The following is a 21,522-nucleotide window of genomic DNA, read 5'->3' on the forward strand; positions in this document are numbered from 1 at the left end:
CGTCAGACTCCAACAGCGACTTTGAGGACCGACACCGTCATGAAGACGGCGAGGAAGGCGGCACCCAGCTTGATGCCGACCAGGGTCGCGAACTTGATGCCCTTGCCGTGGACATAGTCCTCAACCACCATCTGCACGCCGAGCTGGGCGTGGTAGACGACGACCAGGATGGTCAACACGAACATGGTGGCGTTGAACGGGCCGGACAGCCAAGCCTTGAAGGCGGCATAGTCGGCGCCGTGCAGGCCGATCAACGAGATGACGAACCACAGGCTGAGCGGCACCAGGGCGACGGCGGTCACCACGGTCGACCAATGGTGGCCGACGCCTTCCTTTGCCGAACCGACGCCGCGAGCGCGGCCGATGGGATTACGCAGGGTCATGTTTGCCTCCCTCAGACCAGCAGAGCCGCGGCCCAGGCGACGACGGTCAGCACGGCGGTGACGCCGAGAGACACGTAGGCCGAGGCATAAGCCTGCGGCAGCTCGAAGCCCCAGCCGGTGTCCCACAACAGGTGGCGGACGCCGTGGCCGAGATGGAAGAACAGGGCGACGCTCCAGCCAAACAGCAGAAGCAAGCCGATGGGCGAGCCAAGCAGGCTCTGGGCGACTGCAAAAGCCGCCGGGCCGGAAGCGGCGGCACCCAGCCACGCGGCAAGCGCGACCAGACCGACCACCAGGCCGACGCCGGTGATGCGGTGGGTGATGGACATCAGCGCCAACAGGGGCAGCCGATAGATCTGCAGGTGTGGGGAAAGCGGCCGGTTGCGCGTGGTCATGGCAATAAGCCCCCGAAACGGTCGTGAAAGGCCCAAAGGCCCAAATGCGGCAATGGGGCAAGTGTTTAGCGGTTGGGGGGCCTCGAGTCAACGAGGCGATGCCACACTTTTTGGCAGGTATCGCCTCCATCACCCCACCCCTTCGGGTGGTTTGCCTGTCAGAGAACGCTGGAAAGGCGCGGAAACGCTGACTTTTCCGTAATGTTGCAAATGAAATTTTTCTCGCCGCCAAACCCACCCGCCGCCGCCTACCCGCACGACAACCGACGCCCTATGAAACTCAATAAAATTGTACGCAATGTGTATTACGGCAACGCACAATACGCACAGACTGTATTTGCGACTTCTGTATTATGCATTTATACTTGTGCGCATTTTATCCACAGACACCCCAAAAAATGCTACACTGCCACTAAAGAGTGAAATTGGCGGGAGGCTCGCCATGGGCCACGATCTGCTGCCACAGACCCACGATACAGCGCAGGACAGCGCGATTCAGGCGCTGAGGCAGGAGGTTTCCGTGCTTCGCCGCCAAGGGTCGCTCATGCTTCGGCTGATGGTGGCGACATTGAATGCGCTAAGAGACCTCAAGAAACGTGAGGATGACATCAAGCGCAACATAGATGTCGTTGAAAATGAAATAAAAGAAATACAGGAGCATGAAGCCGCACCGGCTTTGTGCCCGTCCTGCGGCGCGCCGCTGGAGCATCATGACGCCGATGGCGGCGACTTGCGGGTATGCCCGGCCTGCGGCCTCAGCCAATTCGTCGACAGCTCCGGCATGATCCGCCACACCACCTTGCCCGCCTCGCTGCCGACGGACGCGCCACCGGTTCCCCACTCATGGGTGGAGGACGCATCATGACCCTGCTCGGCCGATTGCTCCACGGGGCTGTGCCCCCTCCGCCCCCGGACGACCTGATCCATTGGGACGAGGCCTATTCGGTGGGCAACGCGCTGCTCGACAACGAGCATCGCGACATCGTCGCCGTGCTGAACGACCTCTATCGCGGACGGGGCACGGACGGACGGCCGTTGGACCCGGAGCACACGTTGGCGCGGCTGCGCGATGTCGCCGAGGTGCATTTCGCCAACGAGGAAGCGGTTCTGGCCCGGCACCGCTGCCCCAGGCTCGACAGCCACCAGAGCGAACATCGCGTGCTCTGGTCCGAACTGTCCACACTGGCCGCCGCCATGCCCGCCATGGATGCCGACACCCGCGAACGGGCGCTGGCGTCCATGCTGCGCAAGATCGTGCTGGGCCACATTCTGGTCGCCGACATGCGGGACCAGGACTATCTGCGGGAATGACGCTGACAACCGCCGGCTTGCCGGAACGCTTCCGGCAAGCCGTACAGGCCATATTGGGAACTCACTTCCAGTCGCTGACGCCATAGCGGTCAAGAATTTGCTTGAGCCGTCCCGAGGCCCGCATTTCGGCGATGCCCTTGTCCAGGATGGCGGCGTATTCCTTGGCCTTGGGATTGGCCGGCGAAAAGGCGACATAGATTTCGCTGGGGTCGGTCGAACCGGCGAATTCCACCTTGTCCGTCAGGTTCATGCTCATCAGCTTGTAGGCCAGCACCGGCTTGGCGTCGACGGTGGCCTCGACCCGTCCGGCCATCAGCTTCTTGAAGTTCATCTCAAGCGCCTTGTCGCCGCCGACCATGTCGATCCGTGCGCCGTTCTTGGCGTTGGCGCCCATGTAGTCGCCGACCTCGCCGGAATAGGAATAGCCCTGGATGGCCCCCAACTTGACCTTTTCCAGCGATGCCGGGCCGGCATAGCGCCAGGGATTGCCCTTTTTCACCACGAAGGTGTTGTCGATCACCGCGATGGCTTCGTTGGGGAAGACGTAGTCGGCGGCTTCGACCTTGTCGGCACCGATCACCGCGACAATGGTCCCCTTGCGGCCATCCTCCAGTGCCCGTGCCCAGGCCAGGTTCTTGTATTCCAGCGTGTGGCCGGCCTTGGCGAAGATTTCCTTGGCGATCTCCACGCCATAGCCGGGCTTGTCGGAATCCTCGGCGCAATTATAGGGACACCATTCGTCCGCACGCAGCGTGATGACGTCGGCATGGGCCGCTGGCGCGGCCAGGGTCGCGCCGGCCACGACAGCGGCGGCGGCGATGCGTTTCAACATGGATTCCTCCCTCTTTCACGATTCGATTCAGGCCCGCGACAGGCGGACGAAAAAGTCATCGACGGCGGCGTTCAGTTCGCCCGCCTCGCACAGCAGGTCGGCGGCGCTGTCGTACAGGCGCGCCGCCAGTTCGCCGGTGACCTGGGCCTCGCCGGCCACGGCCCCCACATGCCCGGCCACCTGGGAATTGCCCTGGGCGGCGTTGCGGGCGTTGCGGCTGATCTCGCCAGTGGCCTGACGCTGTTCCTCGGTGGCGCTCATCACGCCTTGGACGGCACCGCTGATGCGGTCGATGCAGCCCTTGACCGACTGGATGGCGGCGATGGCGCTGTCGGTGGTGGCGCGGATGTCGGCCACCTGTTGGGCGATTTCTTCCGTGGCGCGGCTGGTCTGGTTGGCCAGACTTTTCACCTCGGCCGCCACCACGGCAAAGCCCTTGCCGGCCTCGCCGGCCCGCGCCGCCTCGATGGTGGCGTTCAACGCCAAAAGATTGGTCTGAGACGCGATGTCGCTGATCAGGCTGACCACGTCGCCGATGCGGCCCGCCGCCTGGGACAGGCCGGCAATGGTGGAATCGGCGCTGCCGACCATGCCCACCGCTTCGTCGGTGACCCGTGTCGTGTCGCCCATGCGGCTGCTGATGGCCTGGACCGAATGGTCCAGTTGTTCCACCGCCGACGCCACCGCCTGAACGTTGGCCACAGATTCCTCGACCACGCCGGAAACCTGGGTGGTCTTGTCCTCGGTGGCGGCTGCGCTGGTCTTGAGTTGGTCCGACGTGGCGTGGACCGCGTCCACCGTGCGCCGCACCGTCTCCATCAGACGCGACACCACCTGGTTGAACTGCGCCGTGACCTGTTCCTGCTCGGCCAGACGGGCGGCGTTGCGGGCCTGCGCCTGTTTTTCCTGTTCGGCGTGCTGGGCGTTGGCCAGCATGTGGTCGCGAAACACCGACAACGCCCGGGCGATGTCGCCGATTTCGTCGTCGCGTCCGGCATGGGCGATCTCGACCGTGGTGTCGCCGTCCGCCAGCCGGCGGATGTCCTGGGTGATGCCCGCCAACGGGCGCGCGATCCGCCGGAAGGCCACCATCACCGCCGCCGTCACCGCCAAAAGCAGCAACACCAGCGACACCACGCCGTCCAGCAGCTGGGTGCGGACAACCGCATCCAGGGCCTGACGGGAATAGGTCACGCTCAGCGTGCCGACCTCGACCGCCTTGCCGCTTTCGTCATACGACACCTTGCGTACCACCTCGACCGGGTGCTTTTCGGATTCCGGCACCTCGCCCACCTCGGCCACCAATGCGGCGTCGGCACCGGTCACCTTGGCCGCCAGGAAAGCCTGGTCGCCGCGAAAAGCCTCGATGGCCGCCGCGACCTGAGTGTCGTTGAAGTCGTAAAGCGGCCGGCTGACGGACATGGCCTGGATGTCGGCCAGCATCTCGACCCGCTGGATCAACTCGGCCTCGGCCCGGCCATAGGCCCGCATCAAACCGATGCCGATGCCGATGGTCACGATGACGGCGATGGTCGCCAGAATGACGACCAGAACGCGCACGGAAAGGCTGGCGCGTCGTGCGCTCTCGGTTCGGGACATCCCCACCCCCCAATCATTTCATTGAGGGAGATCAATTGAACGAAATGGCGGCGGCGTCAACTGGCGGAATGTAACAAGACTGACACCGGCAAAATGCGCTCCATGCGCTTTTTATACCTGAGATCATCTACCTCCAGTCGCTGACGCCGTAACGGTCGAGGATTTGCGCCAGCCGCCCCGATTCCCGCATCTCGGCAAGGCCCTTGTCCCAGATGGCGGCATAGTCCCGCGCCTTGGACAGGGCCGGGGAGAAGGCGATGAAATTTTCGGTGGGATCGACCGAACCGGCATAGGCCACTTCGCCCGCCAGCCCCATTTCCTTGATCTTGTAGGCCAGCACCGGCTTGGCGTCCATGGTGGCGCCGATCCGGCCGGCCACCAGCTTTCGCAGGTTCATTTCGAGCGCGGTGTCGCCCCCCACCAGATCGACCCGCGCGCCGTCGCGGGCGTTGGTGTGGACATAGTTCCCGACGGCACCGTCATAGGAATATCCCAAGATGCCCCCCAACAATAATTGGGACAGCGAATCCGGGCCGGTATAACGCCAGGGATTGTCCTTGCGCACCACGAAAGTCGTGTCGGTGACGGCCACCGCCAAGGCGGGAAAGACGAAATCCGGGGTTTCGGTATGATCGGCGCCGATCACACCGGTCAACCGCCCCCGTCGGCATTCCTGAAGCGCCCGCGACCATGGCATGGTGCGATATTCCACACGATGCCCGGCCTTGGCGAAAATCTCGCGGGCGATTTCCACGGCATAGCCGGGACGGTCGGATTCCGCGGCACAATTATAGGGGCACCATTCGTCGGCCCCGAGAACGATTTCGTCGGCCCGCGCCGCACCCTGCCCCACGGCGGTCGTGGCAAACATCCCCAAGACGGCCAGGATGGCCGCGGCGAAACCCCTGGACATCGGCGGTCTCCGTGTCTGGTGTCGTCAGCCTCCCTCCCAAAAGGCGATGCAGCATACATCACCCCCACCCGCCCGAAGAATGGAACAAATCAAAAAAAGCGGCCCCCGGGGAACCGGCGGCCGCCTGTTGCCTTCATCCGGCCTTAGCGGCGCGGCATCAACACGGTGTAGTCGAAGTCCAGCACGACCGAGGGATCGTATTCCTTGCCGTCTTCCTTCTTGAAGGGAAAGCCTGAGGCCGCTTGGTTCTTCAGCGCCACCAGACGCAGCCGCAAGGCGCCGACGTCCGAACGGCCCGGCAGTTCGACCTTCTCCAACACTTCCGACCAGGCATAGATGGTGTCGCCGGCGAAGGTCGGGTTGACGTGGCGGCCGCCATTGATGGCCGCCACCTTGAAGGCGTTGCCGAGGCCGTTGAACGACAGGCCGCGGGCCAGGCTGATGATGTGGCCGCCATAGATCAGGCGGCGGCCGAACCGCCCCTGGCCCTCGGTATGCTGGTTGAAGTGCACCTTGGCGGTGTTCTGCCACAGGCGCGTCGCCATCATGTGTTCGGCCTCCTCGATGGTCATGCCGTCCACATGGTCGATCCTTTCACCCACCGCGTAATCGTCCCAGCGATGCGGGCTGCCGGCCAGCACGTCGTCATAGCCGGCACAAGCCAGATTGTCCGGCACCACCAGATCGGCGGCGGCCACCGAACCGGGCAGTTCGGGCACTTTCTCCTCGGCGATGGTGGCGCTTTCGTCGCGCTTCTTCACCATCACCCAGCGGACATAGTCCACCACCATCTCGCCCCGCTGGTTGCTGCCCACCGAGCGGACGTAGACCACACCGGTCTTCCTGTTGGAGTTTTCCTTGAGACCGATGACCGTGGACACCGTCGAAAGGGTGTCACCGGCATAGACCGGCACGCCGAAACGGCCGCCGGCATAGCCCAGGTTGGCCACCGCGTTGAGCGACACGTCGGGAACCGTCTTGCCGAACACCACATGGAACGCGGCGAAGTCGTCCAGCGGCGCCTGGGGCAAGCCCAGCGAGCGGGCGAACTCGGCCGACGAGTTGAAGGCGAAACGCGACCCGTAAAGGGCGGTGTAAAGCGCCACGTCGCCCGCCGTCACGGTGCGCGGCGTGGCATGGCGGATTTCCTGGCCCAGGCGGAAATCCTCGAAGAAGTTGCCGGCGTTGGTCTTGGTCATGGAGGTGTTTCCTTACTTGCCCAGGTCGGCCGACAATTCGGCGATCTGTTCGGCCAGCTTGACGATGCGCTTGGCGTTCTCGACGTGCAGGTTCTCGACCAGCTTGCCATCGACCACCACCACGCCCTTGCCCTCGGCGGCGGCTTCGGCATGGGCGGCGATGATCTTTTGCGACCACTCGATCTCGCGCTCGGACGGGGCGAAAACACGGTTGGCGGCGTCAACGGTCTTGGGATGGATCAGGGTCTTGCCGTCGAAGCCCAGTTCCAGGCCCTGCACGCACGACGCCTCGAAGCCGGAATCGTCGGCAAGATCCAGATAGACGCCGTCGAGAACCGCCAACCCATAGGCCCGCGCCGCCAACAGGCACAAGCCCAGCGAGGTGACCATCGGCAGGCGCAGGGCGGTGTGGGCGCAATGCAGATCCTTGGCCAGGTCCGATGTTCCCATGACGAAACCACCCATGCGCGGACTGGCACCGGCGATCTCTTCGGCCCTGAGGATGCCGCGCGGGGTTTCCATCATGCACCAGATAGCCATATTGTCGGGCGCACCGGCGGCGGTCATGATGGCATCGACCTGACGCACCGCGTCGGCGCTTTCCACCTTGGGGATCAAGATGGCATGCGCCCCCGAGGTAGCCGCCGCCACAACGTCGGCATGGAACCACGGAGTGTTGAGGCCGTTGACCCGCACCAGAAGTTCGCGTCCCCCGTAACCGCCGGCCTTGACCGCCTCGACCACCTGGGTTCGCGCCACCTCTTTCGCGTCGGGCGACACCGCGTCCTCGAGGTCGAGAATCAGCCCGTCGGCGGCCAATGTCCGCGCCTTTTCCAGGGCGCGCTGGTTGGAGCCGGGCATGTACAGCACGGAACGGCGGGGGCGGGTGACAGTCGCCATGGGGTATGACCTCCGATTGGAAATTGACCGGAAGCTAGCAATTTGGGACGCTGGTGGCAAGGTTGCAGCGCAACATTCCTTCGCGAAGCGGCAATTTTTATGAAGATTCTTTCGCTTCAATCGGCTGTCGCCTTCGGCCACGTGGGTAACTCCGCCGCCGTCTTCCCCTTGCAGCGCCTGGGCTTCGAGGTATGGCCGGTGGACACCGTGCAGTTTTCCAACCACACCGGCTATGGCCAATGGGGTGGAAGCGCCCTGGCTCCCGACCACATCCACGCCGTGGTCGATGGCTTGTCGCGGATCGGCGCGCTTGCGGAATGCAACGCGGTGCTGTCGGGATATCTGGGCGAAGCCAGGACCGGCGCCGCGGTGATGGAGGCGGTGGAGCGGGTCCACCGTCAGAACCACCATGCCATTTACCTGTGCGACCCGGTGATGGGCGACGACGACGCCTTGTATGTGCGTGAGGACATTCCCGGTTTCTTCACCCACCACGCCTTGCCGGCGGCGACCGTCGTCACCCCCAACCGCTTCGAGTTGGAATTGCTGACCGGCCGACAGGTCCACGATTTGGCCCAGGCGGTGATCGCCGGCCGGACCTTGCTGGATCGCGGCCCGCGCGTGGTGGTGGTCAGTTCGTTGCATGACGGCGCCAGCGTCAGTTGCGTGGTGGTGACCAAGGATGGCGCCTGGGCGGTCCGCACGCCCTATCTGCCGTTCAAGCCGTCGATCAGCGGCACCGGAGACACCTTGGCGGCACTGCTGTTGGCCCATTTGCTGCGTGGCGAGGCCCCGCCCGAGGCGCTGTCGCTGGCCGTGTCCAGCCTTTATGGCGTGCTGGAAAAGACCCGGACGCTGGGGCGGCGCGAACTGGCGCTGATCCAGGCCCAGGATGAAATCGCCCTGCCGTCGCGCCTGTTCGCCCCTTTGCCGGTCAGCTGAGCTCTTGTTCCGGCGGGCACTTTCTGCTTTGCTGCCGCCGCTCCCGAACACCTGACAGGGTCGCCCTGGTGGAGATTCCACTTTTCCTGCGTTGTGTCGGCATCGGCTTCGCCATTGCCGCCCCCATCGGCCCGGTGGGATTGATGTGCATCCGCAAGGCCCTGGCCGACGGCCGTCCCGCCGCCTGGATGGCCGGACTGGGCGCCGCCCTGGCCGACACCGTGTTCGGCGCGGTGGTGGGGCTGGGCCTGGGCGCGGTGGCCTTCTTCCTTCAGGATTACGGCGTGGCGCTCAAGCTGGTGGGCGGCGTGTTCATGATCGGCATCGGCCTGCACACCTGGCGTCAGGCGGCGGTGGCGATGGAACCGGCCGAGGACAAGGGGCCGGGGCCGTGGCGCGACTTCCTGTCCACCTTTGCCATCACCATCACCAATCCCGGGACCATGATGGGCGTGACCGGGGTTTTCGTCGCCATGGGCGCGGCGGCACGGCCGGTGGGATTGGCCCAGTCCTGGGAATTGGTGGCGGGGGTATTCGTCGGCTCGGCGCTGTGGTGGGCGGTCCTGACCGAGATGACCATTCTGGTCCGGGCACGGTTCACCCCCGAACGCATGCGGCTGTTCAACCACATCTCGGGCGCGTTGCTGATGTTGTTGGGGGTTGGCGCGCTGCTCAGTCTGCTGTGGAGTTGATGCGCTTGCGCAGCAGGATTTCCCCCGCCCCCTCCGCCACCAGATCGGGCAACGGCGCCACCTCGACAAAGCCCTGACGGGCATAGAAGGCGCGGGCGGAGGTGTTGAAATCCGAGACGCAGGCCCACAGATTGGCCCCGTCTCCGGCCTGGGCCGCCGCCCAATCCAGCAACACTCGCCCCATTCCACCGCCCCGCGCCTGGGGCAGCACCGCCAGCAACTCCACATAGGGGCCGCGCAGCCACGGCCGGCGCAACGCCAGGACGGCCACCGCGTTCCCTTCCCGCTCAAGCACCATCCGGGTCAAGGCCGGGTCGTCGCGCAACAGATAGCGTTCCAGGGCGGCGGCGGAATATCCCAGACGCCGCCACGGGTCCATGGTTGCCAGGGCAGCGGCCAGCACCGGGACGTCGAAGGCTTGCACCAGACGCGGCGTCATGGCACCGCCTGATCCAGCCGCACGAAGCCATAGCCCCGCCGACGCAATTCGCGCACGATCTCGGGCAACGCCACATGGGTCGCCGGAGCCCGGCCGTTGATGTGAAAGATCAGCACGTCGCCGGGACGAACCTTGGCCAGCACCCAGTCGCGCAGATGGTCGGGTGCCAATCCCTTGGCCGGGTCGCCCGACGGCCAGCGCCAGTGCACCACCTTGTGCCCGCTGCTCTCGACCAGGGCCAGGGCGGCGGCGTCGTAATTGCCGGCGGGAAAGCGGAAAAAACGGGGCCTCGTGCCGGTGGCCGCCAGGATGGCGGCGTCGGCGCGGTCGATTTCGGCCCGCTGGGCTTCGGGCGACAGGCGTTGCATGTGCTGGGGATGGTCGTGGGAATGGTTTTCCACCTCGACCAGCCCCGTTTTCACCAGCCGAGCCAGATCGGCGGCGTTGCGTTCGGCGAACAGGCCGGTGGCGAACACGGTGAAGGGAAGCTTTTCCGCTTCCAGGTAATTCAGCAGCGGCCGATCGAAGGTAGCCGGCTGGCCCTTCGCCTCGCAAGCGTCGAAGGTCAGCGCCACCACCTTGTCGCCGGTGGGCAACCGCTCGACCACCTCGGCGCGGACCGGCACGGTGAACAGCAGGGCGGCGACAAGGAAAAGCGGTCGGACCACTAAAAATCCAGATCGGCGTAATGACGCGGCGGCGGCACGCCGGGCAGATGGTCGGCCAGCAACGGACGGAAGCACGGCCGCGACTTGACGCGGGCGTACCAGTCCTTGGCCGCCGGATGGTTTTCCCACGGCACGTCACCCACGTAGTCGATGCACGAAATCTGTGCCGCCGCGGCGACGTCGGCCATGGAAAAGTGGTTGCCGGCCAGCCAGGTGCGGCGTTCGGTCAGCCAGCCGATGTAATCCAGGTGCTGGTGGATGGCGGTGAAGCCGGCGCGGATCAGGCGTGAGTCAGGGGCGCTTTGTCCGTTGACCAGCCGCTTTTGCACCTTTTCGCCCACCAGATTGGCGGTGACGTCGCGATAGAAATGCCCGTCGAACCATCCCACCAATCGGCGAACCTCGGCCCGCGTTTCGGCGTCGGCCGGCAACAGCGGCGGTTCGCGGTGGACTTCGTCCAGATATTCGCAAATGGCGGTGGAATCGCACAGCACGGTACCGCCGGCCTCGACCAGCACCGGCACCTCCGAGGCGGGGTTAAGCGCGACGAAATCGTCACGGCGCTCCCAATAGCGCTCGACGTGCGCTTCGAATTCCAGCTTCTTTTCCGCCAACACAACGCGCACCTTGCGCGAGAACGGGCAGAGCGGATGGTGATAGAGCGTCCTCATGCACCCCTTCTAGCTCTTTTTGCGCCGCGGGAACAGTGGCGTCGGCCCGATGGAGCGCGGCCACACCAAAGGCCTAAGCCGCCCGACTGGCCGGCGATTCCGTCAACAGCGCGAACAATGCCTCGGAATTCTCGGTGCCGCGCAGTTTCTCGCATACCCCCTTGTCGCGCAGCAGACGCGAAACGCGGGCCAGCGCCTTGAGATGGTCGGCGCCGGCCGATTCGGGAGCCAGCAGCAAGAAGATCAGATCCACCGGCTGTTCGTCGATGGATTCGAAATGAATCGGCCGTTCCAGACGCGCGAACAGGCCATACAGACGGGTCAGCGCAGGCAGCTTGCCATGGGGAATGGCGATGCCGTTGCCGACACCGGTGGTGCCCAGACGTTCACGTTCCAACAGCACGTCGAACACGGCGCGCTCGTTCTGCCCGGTAAGCTCGGCCGCCTTTTTCGCCAGATCCTGCAACGCCTGCTTCTTCGAAGTGGCGCGTAGATTGGGAATGACGGCAGCCGGGGTGATCAGATCGGCGATGTCCATGAAAATCAACCCTCTGTTGGGCCAAGCGGGACGGCCTTCCGAAAGTTTCGGCCATTCCCTAAATCTCGGTCGCGCGGCATCAAACGCAAGGCCTGCGGGACCGGTCCAAGGGCGGCGGGAACATAAGTCCAGGTCCGCCCCGAGTCAAGCGTTGGGCCAAGGCCCGTCCGGGTCATCCGTTCAACGCCTTCTCGCGACGGCGTTGGACCGAGGACGGAATATTCATGCCCTCACGATATTTTGCCACCGTGCGCCGGGCGATGTCGATGCCTTCGGCCTTGAGAATCTCCACGATGCGGTCATCGGACAGCACCTGGCGCCCTTCGGAATCGATCAGCGCCTTGATGCGGTAGCGCACAGCCTCGGCCGAATGGGCATCGCCGCCATCGGCGGAACCGATGGCCTGGGTGAAGAAGTACTTGAGTTCGTAAATGCCGCGCGGCGTGGCGATGTACTTGTTCGAGGTTACCCGGCTGACCGTGCTTTCATGCATGCCGATGGCGCTGGCGATGTCGCGCAATACCAGCGGGCGCAGGTACTGGACGCCGTGGCGGAAAAAGGCGTCTTGCTGACGGACCAGCTCGCTGGCCACCTTGAGGATGGTGGTGGCCCGCTGATGCAGCGACTTGACCAGCCAGTTGGCCGACTGGAAATGCTCGGACAGATAGGTTTTGTCGTCCTTGTTGCGGGCGACGCCGGACACCTTGGCGTAATAGCGGCTGTTGACCAGCACGCGCGGCAAGGTGTCGGAATTGAGCTCGACCAGCCATGCCCCGTCCTGGGCGCGGCGCATCAGCACATCCGGCGTCACCGGCTGGGCGATCGCGGTATCGAATTTCAACGCCGGCTTGGGGTCCAAGGCCTTGATCTCGCCGATCATCTCGGACAGATCCTCGGCATCGACGCCGCACACCCGCATCAATCCCTGAAGGTCGCGCCGGCCCAGCATTTCCAGATTGTCGAGCAACGCCGCCATGGCCGGATCAAGGCGGTCGCGTTCGGCCAGTTGCAGGGCCAGGCATTCCTTGAGCGACCGGGCGAACACGCCGATGGGGTCGAAGCGCTGCACCCGCTTGAGCGCCGCCTCGACCACGTCGAGGCCACAGCCCAGCCGTTCGGCCAGTTCCCCCAAATCGCCGATCAGATAGCCGCATTCGTCCAGCATCTCGATCAAGTGCAGGCCGATCAGCCGCTCGACCGGGTCGAGCACGTCAACGTTCAACTGGGCCACCAGATGGTCGCGCAGCGTGATATCGCCGGCCAGGGTGTTCTCGAGGTTGGACTCGCCATCCTCGAAGCTGAGCGAACCGCCGGTGCGGCTCCATTGGCCGAACGCCTCGCCGTCCAGCGCATCGCCGGCGCTGTCGTTGTTGAACAGGTTGTCGTAATCGACGTCCATGCCGTCAGCCGCCGAGCTTTCGGTCATGCCGTCCAGCAACGGCGCCTCGGTCGCCGGAGCGTCGGGCAATTCGCGCGGGTCCGAATCGCCGGGCGCCGCCTCGGCCGCGTTTTCCCCTCCGCGCTCACCGTCCTCGCGCTCGAGCAGCGGGTTGCGCTCCAGTTCCTGTTCGATGAAAGCCGTGAGTTCAAGGTTGGACAATTGCAGCAGCTTGATCGCCTGCTGCAATTGCGGCGTCATCACCAGAGCCTGGGTCTGACGGATGTCCAACCGGGGGGAAAGCGCCATGGGCGGCCACCGCCTTTCGCTACGAAACCAGGATCACAGACTGAAATTCTCGCCCAAATAGACGCGGCGCACACCTTCGTGAGCGACGATCTCCTCGGGGGCGCCCTCCATCATCACGGTTCCATCATGCAGGATGTAGGCGCGGTCGATGATGTCGAGCGTCTCGCGCACATTGTGGTCGGTGATCAGCACGCCGATACCACGATGCTTGAGATGGGCGACCAGATCGCGGATGTCCGACACCGCGATGGGATCGATGCCGGCCAACGGTTCGTCCAGCAAGATGAAATGCGGCTTGGACGCCAGGGCACGGGCGATCTCGACACGACGGCGTTCGCCGCCCGACAGCGCCATGGCCGGCGCCCGGCGCAGATGTTCGACGCCGAATTCCGCCAGCAACTCGTCCAGCCGCGCCTCGCGCGCGGCCCGGTCGGGCTCGACCGCTTCCAGCACCGCCATCAGGTTGCCCTCGACGGTCAGGCCGCGAAAGATCGACGCTTCCTGCGGCAGGTAGCCGATGCCCAGACGCGCGCGGCGATACATGGGCAAGCCGGTGATGTCGTGGCCGTCCAGCTCGATCGCCCCGTCGTCGGGATTGATCAGGCCGGTGATGCAATAAAAACAGGTGGTCTTGCCGGCGCCGTTGGGGCCCAGCAGCCCCACCGCCTCGCCCCGGCTGACCTGGATGGAAACGTCGCGCAGCACGCTACGGCGCTTGAACCGTTTGCCCAGGTTGCGGGCGCGAAGGCCCGCCGTCTGCGCCGCCGGCTTGGCCGGGGCGTCGCCCTCAGCCGTCGCCGTCGACGGCTGAGTGGAATTGATCGCGTCCATCCCCATTCCTTTAACGCTCTCCCGCCTTGCCCCCGGACGTCGCATCGCCCGACGTCTTGTCGACCTGTGTCTTGTCTCCGGGGGCCCGTCCCCGGAAAATCGCCTGGCGCTTGTCGCCGTCCTGTTTTTCCGGGGTGAACGTCCCGTGGGCACGGGCGTCGCCCCCCTTGGCACCGGGGGCGGCACCGAACAACTTGCTGATCCCGGTGTTGAGGTTCACGTGGGCGTAGCCGCCGTTCAGCTCGTTGCCGTCGCGGGTCAGTTTAACCGAACCACTGACCGTGGCGATACCGGTTTCCAGATTGTAGTCGCCACGGTCGCCGGTCACCCGGTCCTTGGCGGTGGTCAGCAGCACATGACCATAGGCGTCGGCCCGTTGAAGCTCGAGGTCGCCACCGGCGGCGGCCGTGCCCTTCTTCTTGCCGGCGGCCGGTTGGCTACCGCCCTTGTCCTTGAAATGGGCGGTCAGCACGTCGGCCTTGATGCTACGATCCTGGGTGACGGCCAAGGCGTCGCCGCGGGCCACCGCCATGCGTTCCTTCTCCCAATATTCCAGGGTTTCCTGGGCGGTGATCTGATCGGTGGGGGTCACCAGCTTGGCCGGTTGCCCCCGCAGCACGAAAATCGCCTTGTCCAGGTCGTAGGTGCCCTTGGTTCCGGTGGCGGTCTCGGTCGGCGTCGCGATGATCACGTTGCCGTCGGCGTCGATGCGCCATATCTCGTTGCCGCCGGCACCATCGCGGTAATAGGCGGTCAGGGTGTCGGCGGTCACCGTGATGGTGCCACGCACCGCCTTGGCGTTGCCGTGGGCGATGACGCGGTTGGCCTCGGAAATCCATTCGATTCCGTCGTCGGCATAAACCTGGATCTCGCTGTCGTTGTTCTGGCTGAGGTTGAAGCCCTGAGCCGAGGCCGTCCCCGCCGCCAACAAGGTGGACAACAGCACGGCCAACGCCGATGCCCGCGCCTTCGCACGTATCATTTCGAGCCCGCCCCCTTGAATTTCACCTTGGATTGGCCGGTCACCATCACCGTCTCGCCCTTGCCCAGGATACGGAACCCGGTGCCGTCGATGCGGCCTTGCGGGCCGTTTCCGGTCACCGGCGCGGTGCCCGTCACGTCCGACGTCTTAAGGTCGATGTCGGCCTTTTCCGTATGCAGTTCATAGCCGTCTTCGTGATAGAGCGCGACCTCGCCCCGTAATTCCAGAAGCTGCTGCTTCTGCCGATAGAAGCCCCGCCGGGCCTCGACATAGACGCCCTTGCCACCGTTCGTCAGAAAGTCGCCCTTGGGCGCGTCGAGCACGATCACGCCCGATCCCGGCTCGTCCTCGGTGGCGACGTCGGCGGTCAGCGTATAGGGCTGGTTGCGGTGGTTCAGACCGAAGAAACGGGCGTTGACCATGGACAGGCTGTCCACCGCGCCCGGCGCCAGCTTGGCGAATTCCAACTGGAAGCGTTCTTCGGTGCCGCTCAGTTGCGGCCACGCCACCACCAGCCCCAGCAACACCACGGCCATGGCCGGCAGGACCAGACGCAAGGTTCCCACCCACCGGGAATAACGGTGATGACCGCCCGTCCGCGCCGGATGGGCGGGGCCGCGTCGCAGCCGGATGACGGGACGACGGGGCGGCGACTTGGGACGCAGGTCGGAATCGGCATGCAAGGTCATCCCCGCGCCCCTTTCCGTCACGCCACGCCGGAACGCAACAGGTCGTGCACGTGCAGCACGCCCAGCGGCCGGCCATCATCGACCACGAACAAGGTGGTGATAGCCTTGGAATTCATGATGCGCAACGCCTCGGCCGCCAACATGGTGGGGGACACGGTCTTGGGCGCGCGGGTCATCACCTCGGCCGCCGAACAGCCCAGCAAGCCGGCGCTCATGTGGCGGCGCAGATCGCCGTCGGTGATGATGCCGGCCAGCCGGCCAGCCTCGACCACACCGGCGCAGCCCATGCGCTTTTCGGTCATCACCAGCAGCACCTCGCTCATGGCGGCATCCGGCGCCACCAAGGGGACGGCGTCGCCGCCGTGCATCAGGTCGGCGGCCTTGAGCAGGCGCTGTCCCAGCTTGCCGCCGGGATGGAACACCTGAAAATCGGCGGGCGTGAAGTTGTTGCGTTCCAGCAGCGCCACCGCCAGGGCATCGCCCAGCGCCAGCATCAACGTGGTCGAGGTGGTCGGGGCCAGCCCCATGGGACAGGCCTCGGCCACGCGCGGCAGGATCAGGCCGACATCGGCGGCCTGGGCCAGCGTGGAGCCTTCGCGCGAGGTGATGGCGACCAGAGGAATTTCGAAGCGGCGGGTATAGGCGATGATGTCGCCCAATTCCGGCGTCTCGCCGGAATTGGACAAGGCCACCACCGCGTCGCCCGGCATGATCATGCCAAGGTCGCCGTGGCTGGCCTCGCCGGGATGGACGAAGAACGCCGGGGTGCCGGTACTGGCCAAGGTGGCGGCGATCTTGCGCGCCACATGTCCCGACTTGCCCATGCCGGTCACCACCACCCGACCAGAGGCGCCGGCCAGGGCGTCGAGCGCGGCGACGAAGGGACCGTCCAGGGACTCGGCCAGGGCGTCGAGCGCGGCGGCCTCGGCCGCCAGGACCCGGCGCGCGGACAGGATGTCGGGTGAAAGGGTATCCGGGGCGGCGTTTTCAGCTTCCGGCGCGGCGACGGTCATGATGGGTCCCAACTGAACTTGCAAACCCCGCGCCAGATTCCGGCGCGGGTTACCCAATATACGAATCGCGCCGCCAATCGGAAGGTTAAAAGAGGGGAGCCCGACGAATTGCCCCCAGTCAGTGGCTGAAGATGTCCACGTCGCCCCAGTCGAGCAGGTCGAGCTCTGCCCGCGCAGGCAGGAAACGGAAGCATTCCTCGGCCAGGGTGCGGCGCCCCTCGCGTTCCAGCAGCACCTCGAGACGGGCCTTCAACTGGTGCAGATGAAGCACGTCCGAAGCGGCATAAGCCAGTTGTTCGGCGGTCAGTTCGGCCGCCCCCCAATCCGAGGTCTGCTGCTGCTTGGACAGATCGACGCCCAACAACTCGCGGCACAAATCCTTGAGGCCGTGGCGGTCGGTGCTGGTGCGGCACAGCTTGGACGCCAGCTTGGTGCACCATACCGGGGAACAGCGCACCCCCAGGTGCTTACGCACCATGCCCAGGTCGAAGCGGGCGAAATGAAACAGCTTGGTGACGGTCGGGTCGGCCAACAGGCGCTTGAGGTTGGGGGCGTCGTAAACCGGACGGGGGAAATGCACCACATGGGCGTCGCCGTCGCCCGCCGAAAGCTGGATCACACACAGGCGGTCGCGATGTAGCGACAGCCCCATGGTTTCGCTGTCGACGGCCACCACCGGGCCAAGGTCCACGTCCGCGGGCAAGTCGCCGATATGGTAGGAGATAGACATGCGAACGGCTCCTCCGGGTTATCCCCAAAGGAGCCGTTTGGCATCCGCCCCCTGGGGGGCTTCTTGGCTCCCGGTGTCGGTAGTCACCGGGAAATTGGTGCCCAGGAAAGGACTCGAACCTTCACGCCTCGCGGCACACGGACCTGAACCGTGCGCGTCTACCAATTCCGCCACCTGGGCAGGTGGCCCAGCGTTGCCGCCAGTCCCCAGCGTTTCCGCTGGCCCCGACAGGTCACCCCCGCCGAGGCCGAGAGAAATATTCGGATCGCCCGCGCCTGTCAACGAGCTTTTTTCACAGCTTTCGTTTTTTTTCACGCGGTTTCCCGGCCGGCTTGGCGTTGCGTTGCCGATAGGAAAGGAATAGCCTTTCGCCGCAATGACATAAGCCAGCCGCAAAGCGGCGGCACAGGAGATGCGGAGGTCCCTCATGCGGCAAGTGGTCACGGTCTTTGGCGGCTCTGGTTTCATCGGACGCCAAGTGGTCAAGCGTCTGGCGGCGCAAGGATGGATTGTCCGCGCCGCGGTGCGCGACCCCGTGGATGCCGGTTTCCTCAAGCCCATGGGCGAACCCGGTCAGGTGATCCCGATCGCCGCCAACATCACCAAGCCGGATCAGGTTCGCGCCGCGCTCGCCGGGGCCGACGCCGTGGTCAATCTGGTCGGCATCCTGTTCGAGAAGGGCAAGGCAAGCTTCGACGCGATCCACCGCCAGGGAGCCGCCAACGTCGCCCAGGCTGCGCGCGAGGCCGGGGTCAAGCGCTTGGCGCACATGTCGGCGCTGGGTGCCGACAAGAACTCTCCCTCCGCCTACGCCCGCAGCAAGGCGCAAGGCGAAGAGGCGGTTCTGAGCGCCTTTCCCGGTGCCGCCATCTTCCGGCCATCGGTGGTGTTCGGCCCCGACGACGATTTCTTCAACCGTTTCGCCAAGCTGGCCCGCATTTCACCGGTGCTGCCGGTGTTCACCGGCGACGGCTTCAAGCCGGTGCACACCGAAAACGGTTATGGCATCGACTGGTTCGGATCGGGCGGCCCGACCTTCCAGCCGGTCTATGTGGCCGACGTGGCCGAAGCCCTGGTCAAGGGCGTCACCGACCCGGCCACCAAGGGCAAGGTGTTCGAATTGGGCGGCCCACGCCGTTACACGCTCAAGGAAATCCTGGAACTGATCCTCAAGGTGACGGAACTGACGTCCTGTTTGGTGCCATTGCCGTTCGGCGTGGCGAAAATCCAGGCCGCGTTCTTCGGTCTGCTGCCCAAGCCGCCCCTGACGTCCGACCAAGTCAAATTGCTACAGGTGGACAACGTGGTGCGTGGCGGCAAACCCGGCCTCGTCGAATTGGGAATCGTCCCCCAGGCCGCCGAAAGCGTTCTGCCCACCTATCTGCACCGCTACTCTCTTTGAGCTTCCGCTAAAAAAGGCGCCGGGATCACTCCTCGGCGCCGCCATATCCCAATGGGATGAAGCATTCGGGGTCGAACAGCATGGACATCGCCACGGTCATGGCGCGTGCGCCTTGGCGTTCGACCAAGCGGACGTGGCGGGGAATATCGGGATAATCGAACACCCGCTCGACAATCCATTCGCCACCATAGGTGCCGGCCTTGCGAAAGATGTCGCCGGGGGCGACTTCGTTGCCCCGCGCGCGGCGGCCGAACAGGCTCATGATGTGGAACCTTTTTTCAAGATGGGCGTTACATTCTGTTTAATACCGCGCCAACGCGATATTTGTCGAGCCTCCTTCGACCGTGAAGCAGCCGAACCGTTTCAAGACCGGATTGAAACCGCGGGCTCACTCTTCGAACAGGTCGGGAGGGTCGGCCTCGGCGGCGTCGCACAGGTCACCCACCCCGATTCCGATCAGACGGAAAGCCCGGCCGTCAGCCTCGCGCTCCAGCAAGGCGCCGGCGACACGAAGCAATTGCTCGGCCCGCGCGGTCGGCGCCGCGAGCTTGTGGTTGCGGGTCAGCACCTGGAAATCGGCGGTCTTGAGCTTCAGGACCACGGTCCGGCCGGATAGTTTGCCGCGCGCCAGCCGGCCCGCCACCTTTTCCGCCAGCGCCGACAACGCCGCCGTCAACCGTGCCGGATCGCTGATGTCGCGGGCGAAAGTGGTCTCGTTGGACACGCTTTTCGCCGGCCGGTCCGGGATGACGCGCCGGCCGTCCTCGCCACGGGCCATCAGGAACAGAGCCCGGCCGAACTTGCCGAAGCGGGCCACCAGTTCCGCCTCGGCCATGGTCTGAAGCTGGCCGACAGTGTCGATGCCGGCATCGCGCATGCGCTGGGCGGTGGCGGCACCGACACCAAACAGCGCGCCGACCGGCATGGGAGCCAGCAAGCCCACCGCCTCGGCCCGGCCGATGACCGAAAAGCCCCTGGGCTTTTCACGGTCGCTGGCCATCTTGGCCAGGAATTTGTTGTAGGACAGGCCGGCGGACACGGTGATGCCGACCCGGCGCTCGATGGCCCGTTGCAGACGCGCCAGCAACACCGCCGGCGACCGGTCCACCAGACGCACGCCGGCCGACAGGTCCAGATAGGCTTCGTCCAGCGACAACGGCTCGACCAGCGGCGTCACCATGGCGAACAGAGCCCGGATCTCCTGGGACACCGTCCGGTATTTGGCCATGTCCGGGGGAATGACCACGGCCTGCGGGCACAGTTCCAGCGCCTTGAACATGGGCATGGCAGAGCGCGGGCCGAAACGGCGGGCGACGTAACAGGCGGTGGTGACCACGCCGCGTCCGCCGGGATGGCCGACGATCACCGGCCGGTCGGCCAGTTCCGGCCGGTCACGTTTTTCGACCGAAGCGTAGAACGCGTCACAATCGACATGGGCGATGGAAAGGTCGAACAGCTCGCCATGCTCGATCACCCGCGTCGAACCGCAACGCGGGCAATCGCTCCCCGAGCGGAAGGGAATGCAGCAATCTCGACACAGGGCGGCCATGGCGCCGCCAGTCTACCCGCGCCACCGGGCGCGGCAAACCACGATCAGCGCCGAGCCGTCGCGCGCAATTCGCTCTCCAAATCGGAAATCCGCTTGGCCAGCGACGTCTTCACCCCTTCGGCCACCCACGGCTTGAGCAGTGCCTGCTGCTCCTTGAGCTGCACCAGCAACCGCTTCTTCTCGTCCAGGCTGCGCTTGATCGGCATGCGGTCGGAATGCTGGCCGTCATGGCTACGAAAGCCGCTCATTCTTGTCCTCCCTGACAAAAGCGGGGTTGATCGGGGCGCGGACCATGACCGAAGCCCTCGCCCGAAGCAAGCGACAAAATGACGAAAGCCCCTCCCCGTCGTGACGTTTGTCGGTTCCGCCCGAGGATGCTATAACCCCGGCAACGTCGCCAATTGGCACCGGCGTCCCGGTAGCTCAGCAGGATAGAGCAACGGTTTCCTAAACCGTAGGTCAGGGGTTCGAATCCCTTCCGGGACACCAATCTTTTCAATTGGTTATGCGTTCTCGCCCGCCCAGGCGGAAAGCCTGTGTCCACATCATGTCCACATGGCGCATCATTTCGGCATCGACCATCGCGGGGTAACAGCCATGCCGCGCAAACCTCCCTGCTTCGTGCCGCCCCTGCCCGACATCCTGCGCACCCTGACCGAGACGCTTCGGCCTCAGCGCAGCCCGGAGGCGTGCTTCGCCGAAACCGATTCATACGTCGTCATGCTGATCCGGAAAGACCTGGGCGGTGGCCAGGGTGAGTATCGCTTCTGGTATCTGAGACCCGAGAACGTCACGGACGGCGTTGGCGTCACCGCCATGCGGGTCGGACAGTGCGGAGAAAATCGCCGGGGCCAGTTGCCTGCCGGCAAGTCCTGGCATCCCGACTTCCTGCACGACGGCGTCTGGGTCATGGGAGACGCAGAGCTGCACGCCTATTGGAACCGACACGAATGCAACCCGGCAAACACCGGGAAGACCAGGGACCAGCCTTTTTGGGGAGAGGGTTGGGACCAAGTCTGTCCCTATGTTGCCCCTTCTTCCGACGTGGGCAGCCACTGACTGGCGGAAAACAGGAACGCCCGGAACCGCAATCGGTCTCCGGGCGCAACTGTGCTGGTGCTGCGAACATATATGGAACATTCTGCGCACGCCGTCAA

Annotated in this window: 26 protein-coding genes and 2 tRNA genes; 7 read left to right on the forward strand and 21 right to left on the reverse strand. The window is 65.0% G+C overall.

The genetic code is table 11. The features are described 5' to 3' along the window. Nucleotides 1–2 precede the first annotated feature (2 nt). Nucleotides 3–383, reverse strand: coding sequence for a succinate dehydrogenase, hydrophobic membrane anchor protein (sdhD, locus tag G4223_RS12500; protein ID WP_163680024.1), 381 nt, complete (start codon nt 381–383; stop codon nt 3–5). Nucleotides 384–394: 11 nt separating this feature from the next. Beyond that, a complete protein-coding gene (gene sdhC, locus G4223_RS12505) occupies nt 395–778 on the reverse strand; it encodes a succinate dehydrogenase, cytochrome b556 subunit (protein ID WP_163680026.1) in 384 nt (127 codons plus the stop codon). Nucleotides 779–1,220: 442 nt separating this feature from the next. Here sdhC and G4223_RS12510 point away from each other — a divergent pair, with 442 nt between their 5' ends. Then, complete coding sequence (locus G4223_RS12510; protein WP_163680028.1) at nt 1,221–1,643, forward strand: zf-TFIIB domain-containing protein; 423 nt, start codon at nt 1,221–1,223, stop codon at nt 1,641–1,643. Then, nucleotides 1,640–2,089 carry a hemerythrin domain-containing protein gene (locus G4223_RS12515; RefSeq protein WP_163680030.1) on the forward strand — a complete coding sequence of 150 codons (450 nt, stop codon included), beginning with the start codon at nt 1,640–1,642 and terminating at the stop codon, nt 2,087–2,089. Before G4223_RS12510 ends, G4223_RS12515 begins: the two co-directional genes overlap by 4 nt. A 61-nt stretch (nt 2,090–2,150) precedes the next feature. Here the strand turns inward: G4223_RS12515 and G4223_RS12520 are convergent, their stop codons facing one another. The 5 genes from G4223_RS12520 to G4223_RS12540 all read right to left on the reverse strand — a co-directional run bounded on the left by G4223_RS12520 (nt 2,151) and on the right by G4223_RS12540 (nt 7,532). Then, nucleotides 2,151–2,921, reverse strand: a complete 771-nt coding sequence (locus G4223_RS12520) for a substrate-binding periplasmic protein (protein ID WP_163680033.1) — start codon at nt 2,919–2,921, stop codon at nt 2,151–2,153. A 27-nt stretch (nt 2,922–2,948) separates the two neighbouring features. After that, nucleotides 2,949–4,520 carry a methyl-accepting chemotaxis protein gene (locus G4223_RS12525; RefSeq protein ID WP_163680036.1) on the reverse strand — a complete coding sequence of 524 codons (1,572 nt, stop codon included), beginning with the start codon at nt 4,518–4,520 and terminating at the stop codon, nt 2,949–2,951. Nucleotides 4,521–4,647: 127 nt separating this feature from the next. After that, a complete protein-coding gene (locus tag G4223_RS12530) occupies nt 4,648–5,433 on the reverse strand; it encodes a substrate-binding periplasmic protein (protein WP_163680039.1) in 786 nt (261 codons plus the stop codon). Between the two features lie 143 nt (nt 5,434–5,576). Next, entirely contained in the window at nt 5,577–6,632 is a 1,056-nt protein-coding gene (locus tag G4223_RS12535) for a MaoC family dehydratase (RefSeq protein WP_163680042.1), read from the reverse strand. A 12-nt stretch (nt 6,633–6,644) separates the two neighbouring features. Beyond that, nucleotides 6,645–7,532 carry an HpcH/HpaI aldolase/citrate lyase family protein gene (locus G4223_RS12540; protein WP_163680045.1) on the reverse strand — a complete coding sequence of 296 codons (888 nt, stop codon included), beginning with the start codon at nt 7,530–7,532 and terminating at the stop codon, nt 6,645–6,647. A gap of 99 nt (nt 7,533–7,631) precedes the next feature. Between G4223_RS12540 and pdxY the strand changes: the two genes are divergently transcribed. Both pdxY and G4223_RS12550 read left to right on the forward strand, forming a co-directional pair. Continuing rightward, nucleotides 7,632–8,474: a pyridoxal kinase PdxY gene (pdxY, locus tag G4223_RS12545; protein ID WP_163680047.1), complete on the forward strand. Its 843-nt coding sequence runs from the start codon at nt 7,632–7,634 to the stop codon at nt 8,472–8,474. A 68-nt stretch (nt 8,475–8,542) separates the two neighbouring features. Beyond that, on the forward strand, nt 8,543–9,166 hold the full coding sequence (locus G4223_RS12550) for a LysE family translocator (protein WP_338086876.1): 624 nt from the start codon (nt 8,543–8,545) through the stop codon (nt 9,164–9,166). Here G4223_RS12550 and G4223_RS12555 read toward each other — a convergent pair. The 11 genes from G4223_RS12555 to G4223_RS12605 all read right to left on the reverse strand — a co-directional run bounded on the left by G4223_RS12555 (nt 9,147) and on the right by G4223_RS12605 (nt 17,594). After that, complete coding sequence (locus G4223_RS12555) at nt 9,147–9,605, reverse strand: GNAT family N-acetyltransferase (RefSeq protein WP_163680050.1); 459 nt, start codon at nt 9,603–9,605, stop codon at nt 9,147–9,149. The two genes, G4223_RS12550 and G4223_RS12555, sit on opposite strands and share 20 nt — an antisense overlap. Continuing rightward, the gene (locus tag G4223_RS12560; RefSeq protein WP_163680053.1) at nt 9,602–10,273 is read right to left on the reverse strand and encodes a polysaccharide deacetylase family protein; all 672 of its coding nucleotides are present in this window, start codon (nt 10,271–10,273) and stop codon (nt 9,602–9,604) included. The genes G4223_RS12555 and G4223_RS12560 overlap by 4 nt, the downstream gene beginning before the upstream one ends. Next, nucleotides 10,273–10,944, reverse strand: coding sequence for an FtsZ-binding protein FzlA (fzlA, locus tag G4223_RS12565; protein WP_163680056.1), 672 nt, complete (start codon nt 10,942–10,944; stop codon nt 10,273–10,275). The genes G4223_RS12560 and fzlA overlap by 1 nt, the downstream gene beginning before the upstream one ends. A gap of 73 nt (nt 10,945–11,017) precedes the next feature. Beyond that, nucleotides 11,018–11,482, reverse strand: a complete 465-nt coding sequence (gene ptsN / locus G4223_RS12570; RefSeq protein WP_163680059.1) for a PTS IIA-like nitrogen regulatory protein PtsN — start codon at nt 11,480–11,482, stop codon at nt 11,018–11,020. A 172-nt stretch (nt 11,483–11,654) separates the two neighbouring features. Next, nucleotides 11,655–13,169 (reverse strand): RNA polymerase factor sigma-54, encoded by a 1,515-nt coding sequence (rpoN, locus tag G4223_RS12575; RefSeq protein WP_163680061.1) that lies wholly within the window; start codon nt 13,167–13,169, stop codon nt 11,655–11,657. A 33-nt stretch (nt 13,170–13,202) separates the two neighbouring features. Next, the gene (gene lptB, locus G4223_RS12580) at nt 13,203–14,000 is read right to left on the reverse strand and encodes an LPS export ABC transporter ATP-binding protein (RefSeq protein ID WP_205762494.1); all 798 of its coding nucleotides are present in this window, start codon (nt 13,998–14,000) and stop codon (nt 13,203–13,205) included. A 10-nt stretch (nt 14,001–14,010) separates the two neighbouring features. Further along, nucleotides 14,011–14,982 (reverse strand): LptA/OstA family protein, encoded by a 972-nt coding sequence (locus tag G4223_RS12585; RefSeq protein ID WP_163680068.1) that lies wholly within the window; start codon nt 14,980–14,982, stop codon nt 14,011–14,013. Continuing rightward, nucleotides 14,979–15,671 carry an LPS export ABC transporter periplasmic protein LptC gene (lptC, locus tag G4223_RS12590; protein ID WP_163680070.1) on the reverse strand — a complete coding sequence of 231 codons (693 nt, stop codon included), beginning with the start codon at nt 15,669–15,671 and terminating at the stop codon, nt 14,979–14,981. Before lptC ends, G4223_RS12585 begins: the two co-directional genes overlap by 4 nt. A 17-nt stretch (nt 15,672–15,688) precedes the next feature. Continuing rightward, the gene (locus tag G4223_RS12595) at nt 15,689–16,684 is read right to left on the reverse strand and encodes a KpsF/GutQ family sugar-phosphate isomerase (protein ID WP_163680073.1); all 996 of its coding nucleotides are present in this window, start codon (nt 16,682–16,684) and stop codon (nt 15,689–15,691) included. Nucleotides 16,685–16,802: 118 nt separating this feature from the next. Beyond that, nucleotides 16,803–17,414, reverse strand: coding sequence for a ribonuclease D (locus G4223_RS12600; RefSeq protein WP_163680076.1), 612 nt, complete (start codon nt 17,412–17,414; stop codon nt 16,803–16,805). Nucleotides 17,415–17,509: 95 nt separating this feature from the next. Beyond that, nucleotides 17,510–17,594, reverse strand: a tRNA-Leu gene (locus tag G4223_RS12605). A 247-nt stretch (nt 17,595–17,841) separates the two neighbouring features. On the opposite strand from G4223_RS12605, the gene G4223_RS12610 reads away from it, so the two are divergent. Further along, nucleotides 17,842–18,816, forward strand: a complete 975-nt coding sequence (locus G4223_RS12610) for a complex I NDUFA9 subunit family protein (RefSeq protein ID WP_241004090.1) — start codon at nt 17,842–17,844, stop codon at nt 18,814–18,816. 25 nt (nt 18,817–18,841) lie between these two features. Here the strand turns inward: G4223_RS12610 and G4223_RS12615 are convergent, their stop codons facing one another. The 3 genes from G4223_RS12615 to G4223_RS12625 all read right to left on the reverse strand — a co-directional run bounded on the left by G4223_RS12615 (nt 18,842) and on the right by G4223_RS12625 (nt 20,613). Then, nucleotides 18,842–19,078, reverse strand: a complete 237-nt coding sequence (locus G4223_RS12615; RefSeq protein ID WP_163680081.1) for a hypothetical protein — start codon at nt 19,076–19,078, stop codon at nt 18,842–18,844. 126 nt (nt 19,079–19,204) lie between these two features. Continuing rightward, the gene (locus G4223_RS12620) at nt 19,205–20,365 is read right to left on the reverse strand and encodes a DNA polymerase IV (RefSeq protein ID WP_163680085.1); all 1,161 of its coding nucleotides are present in this window, start codon (nt 20,363–20,365) and stop codon (nt 19,205–19,207) included. Between the two features lie 44 nt (nt 20,366–20,409). Further along, a complete protein-coding gene (locus tag G4223_RS12625; protein WP_163680088.1) occupies nt 20,410–20,613 on the reverse strand; it encodes a hypothetical protein in 204 nt (67 codons plus the stop codon). Nucleotides 20,614–20,777: 164 nt separating this feature from the next. Between G4223_RS12625 and G4223_RS12630 the strand changes: the two genes are divergently transcribed. Continuing rightward, nucleotides 20,778–20,854: transfer RNA gene (locus G4223_RS12630), tRNA-Arg, on the forward strand. A gap of 66 nt (nt 20,855–20,920) precedes the next feature. Further along, a complete protein-coding gene (locus G4223_RS12635) occupies nt 20,921–21,424 on the forward strand; it encodes a hypothetical protein (RefSeq protein WP_163680091.1) in 504 nt (167 codons plus the stop codon). The last annotated feature ends 98 nt before the right edge of the window (nt 21,425–21,522 follow it).

Source organism: Magnetospirillum aberrantis SpK, from assembly GCF_011022235.1.
GTDB classification, from domain to species: Bacteria; Pseudomonadota; Alphaproteobacteria; order Rhodospirillales; family Magnetospirillaceae; genus Magnetospirillum; species Magnetospirillum aberrantis.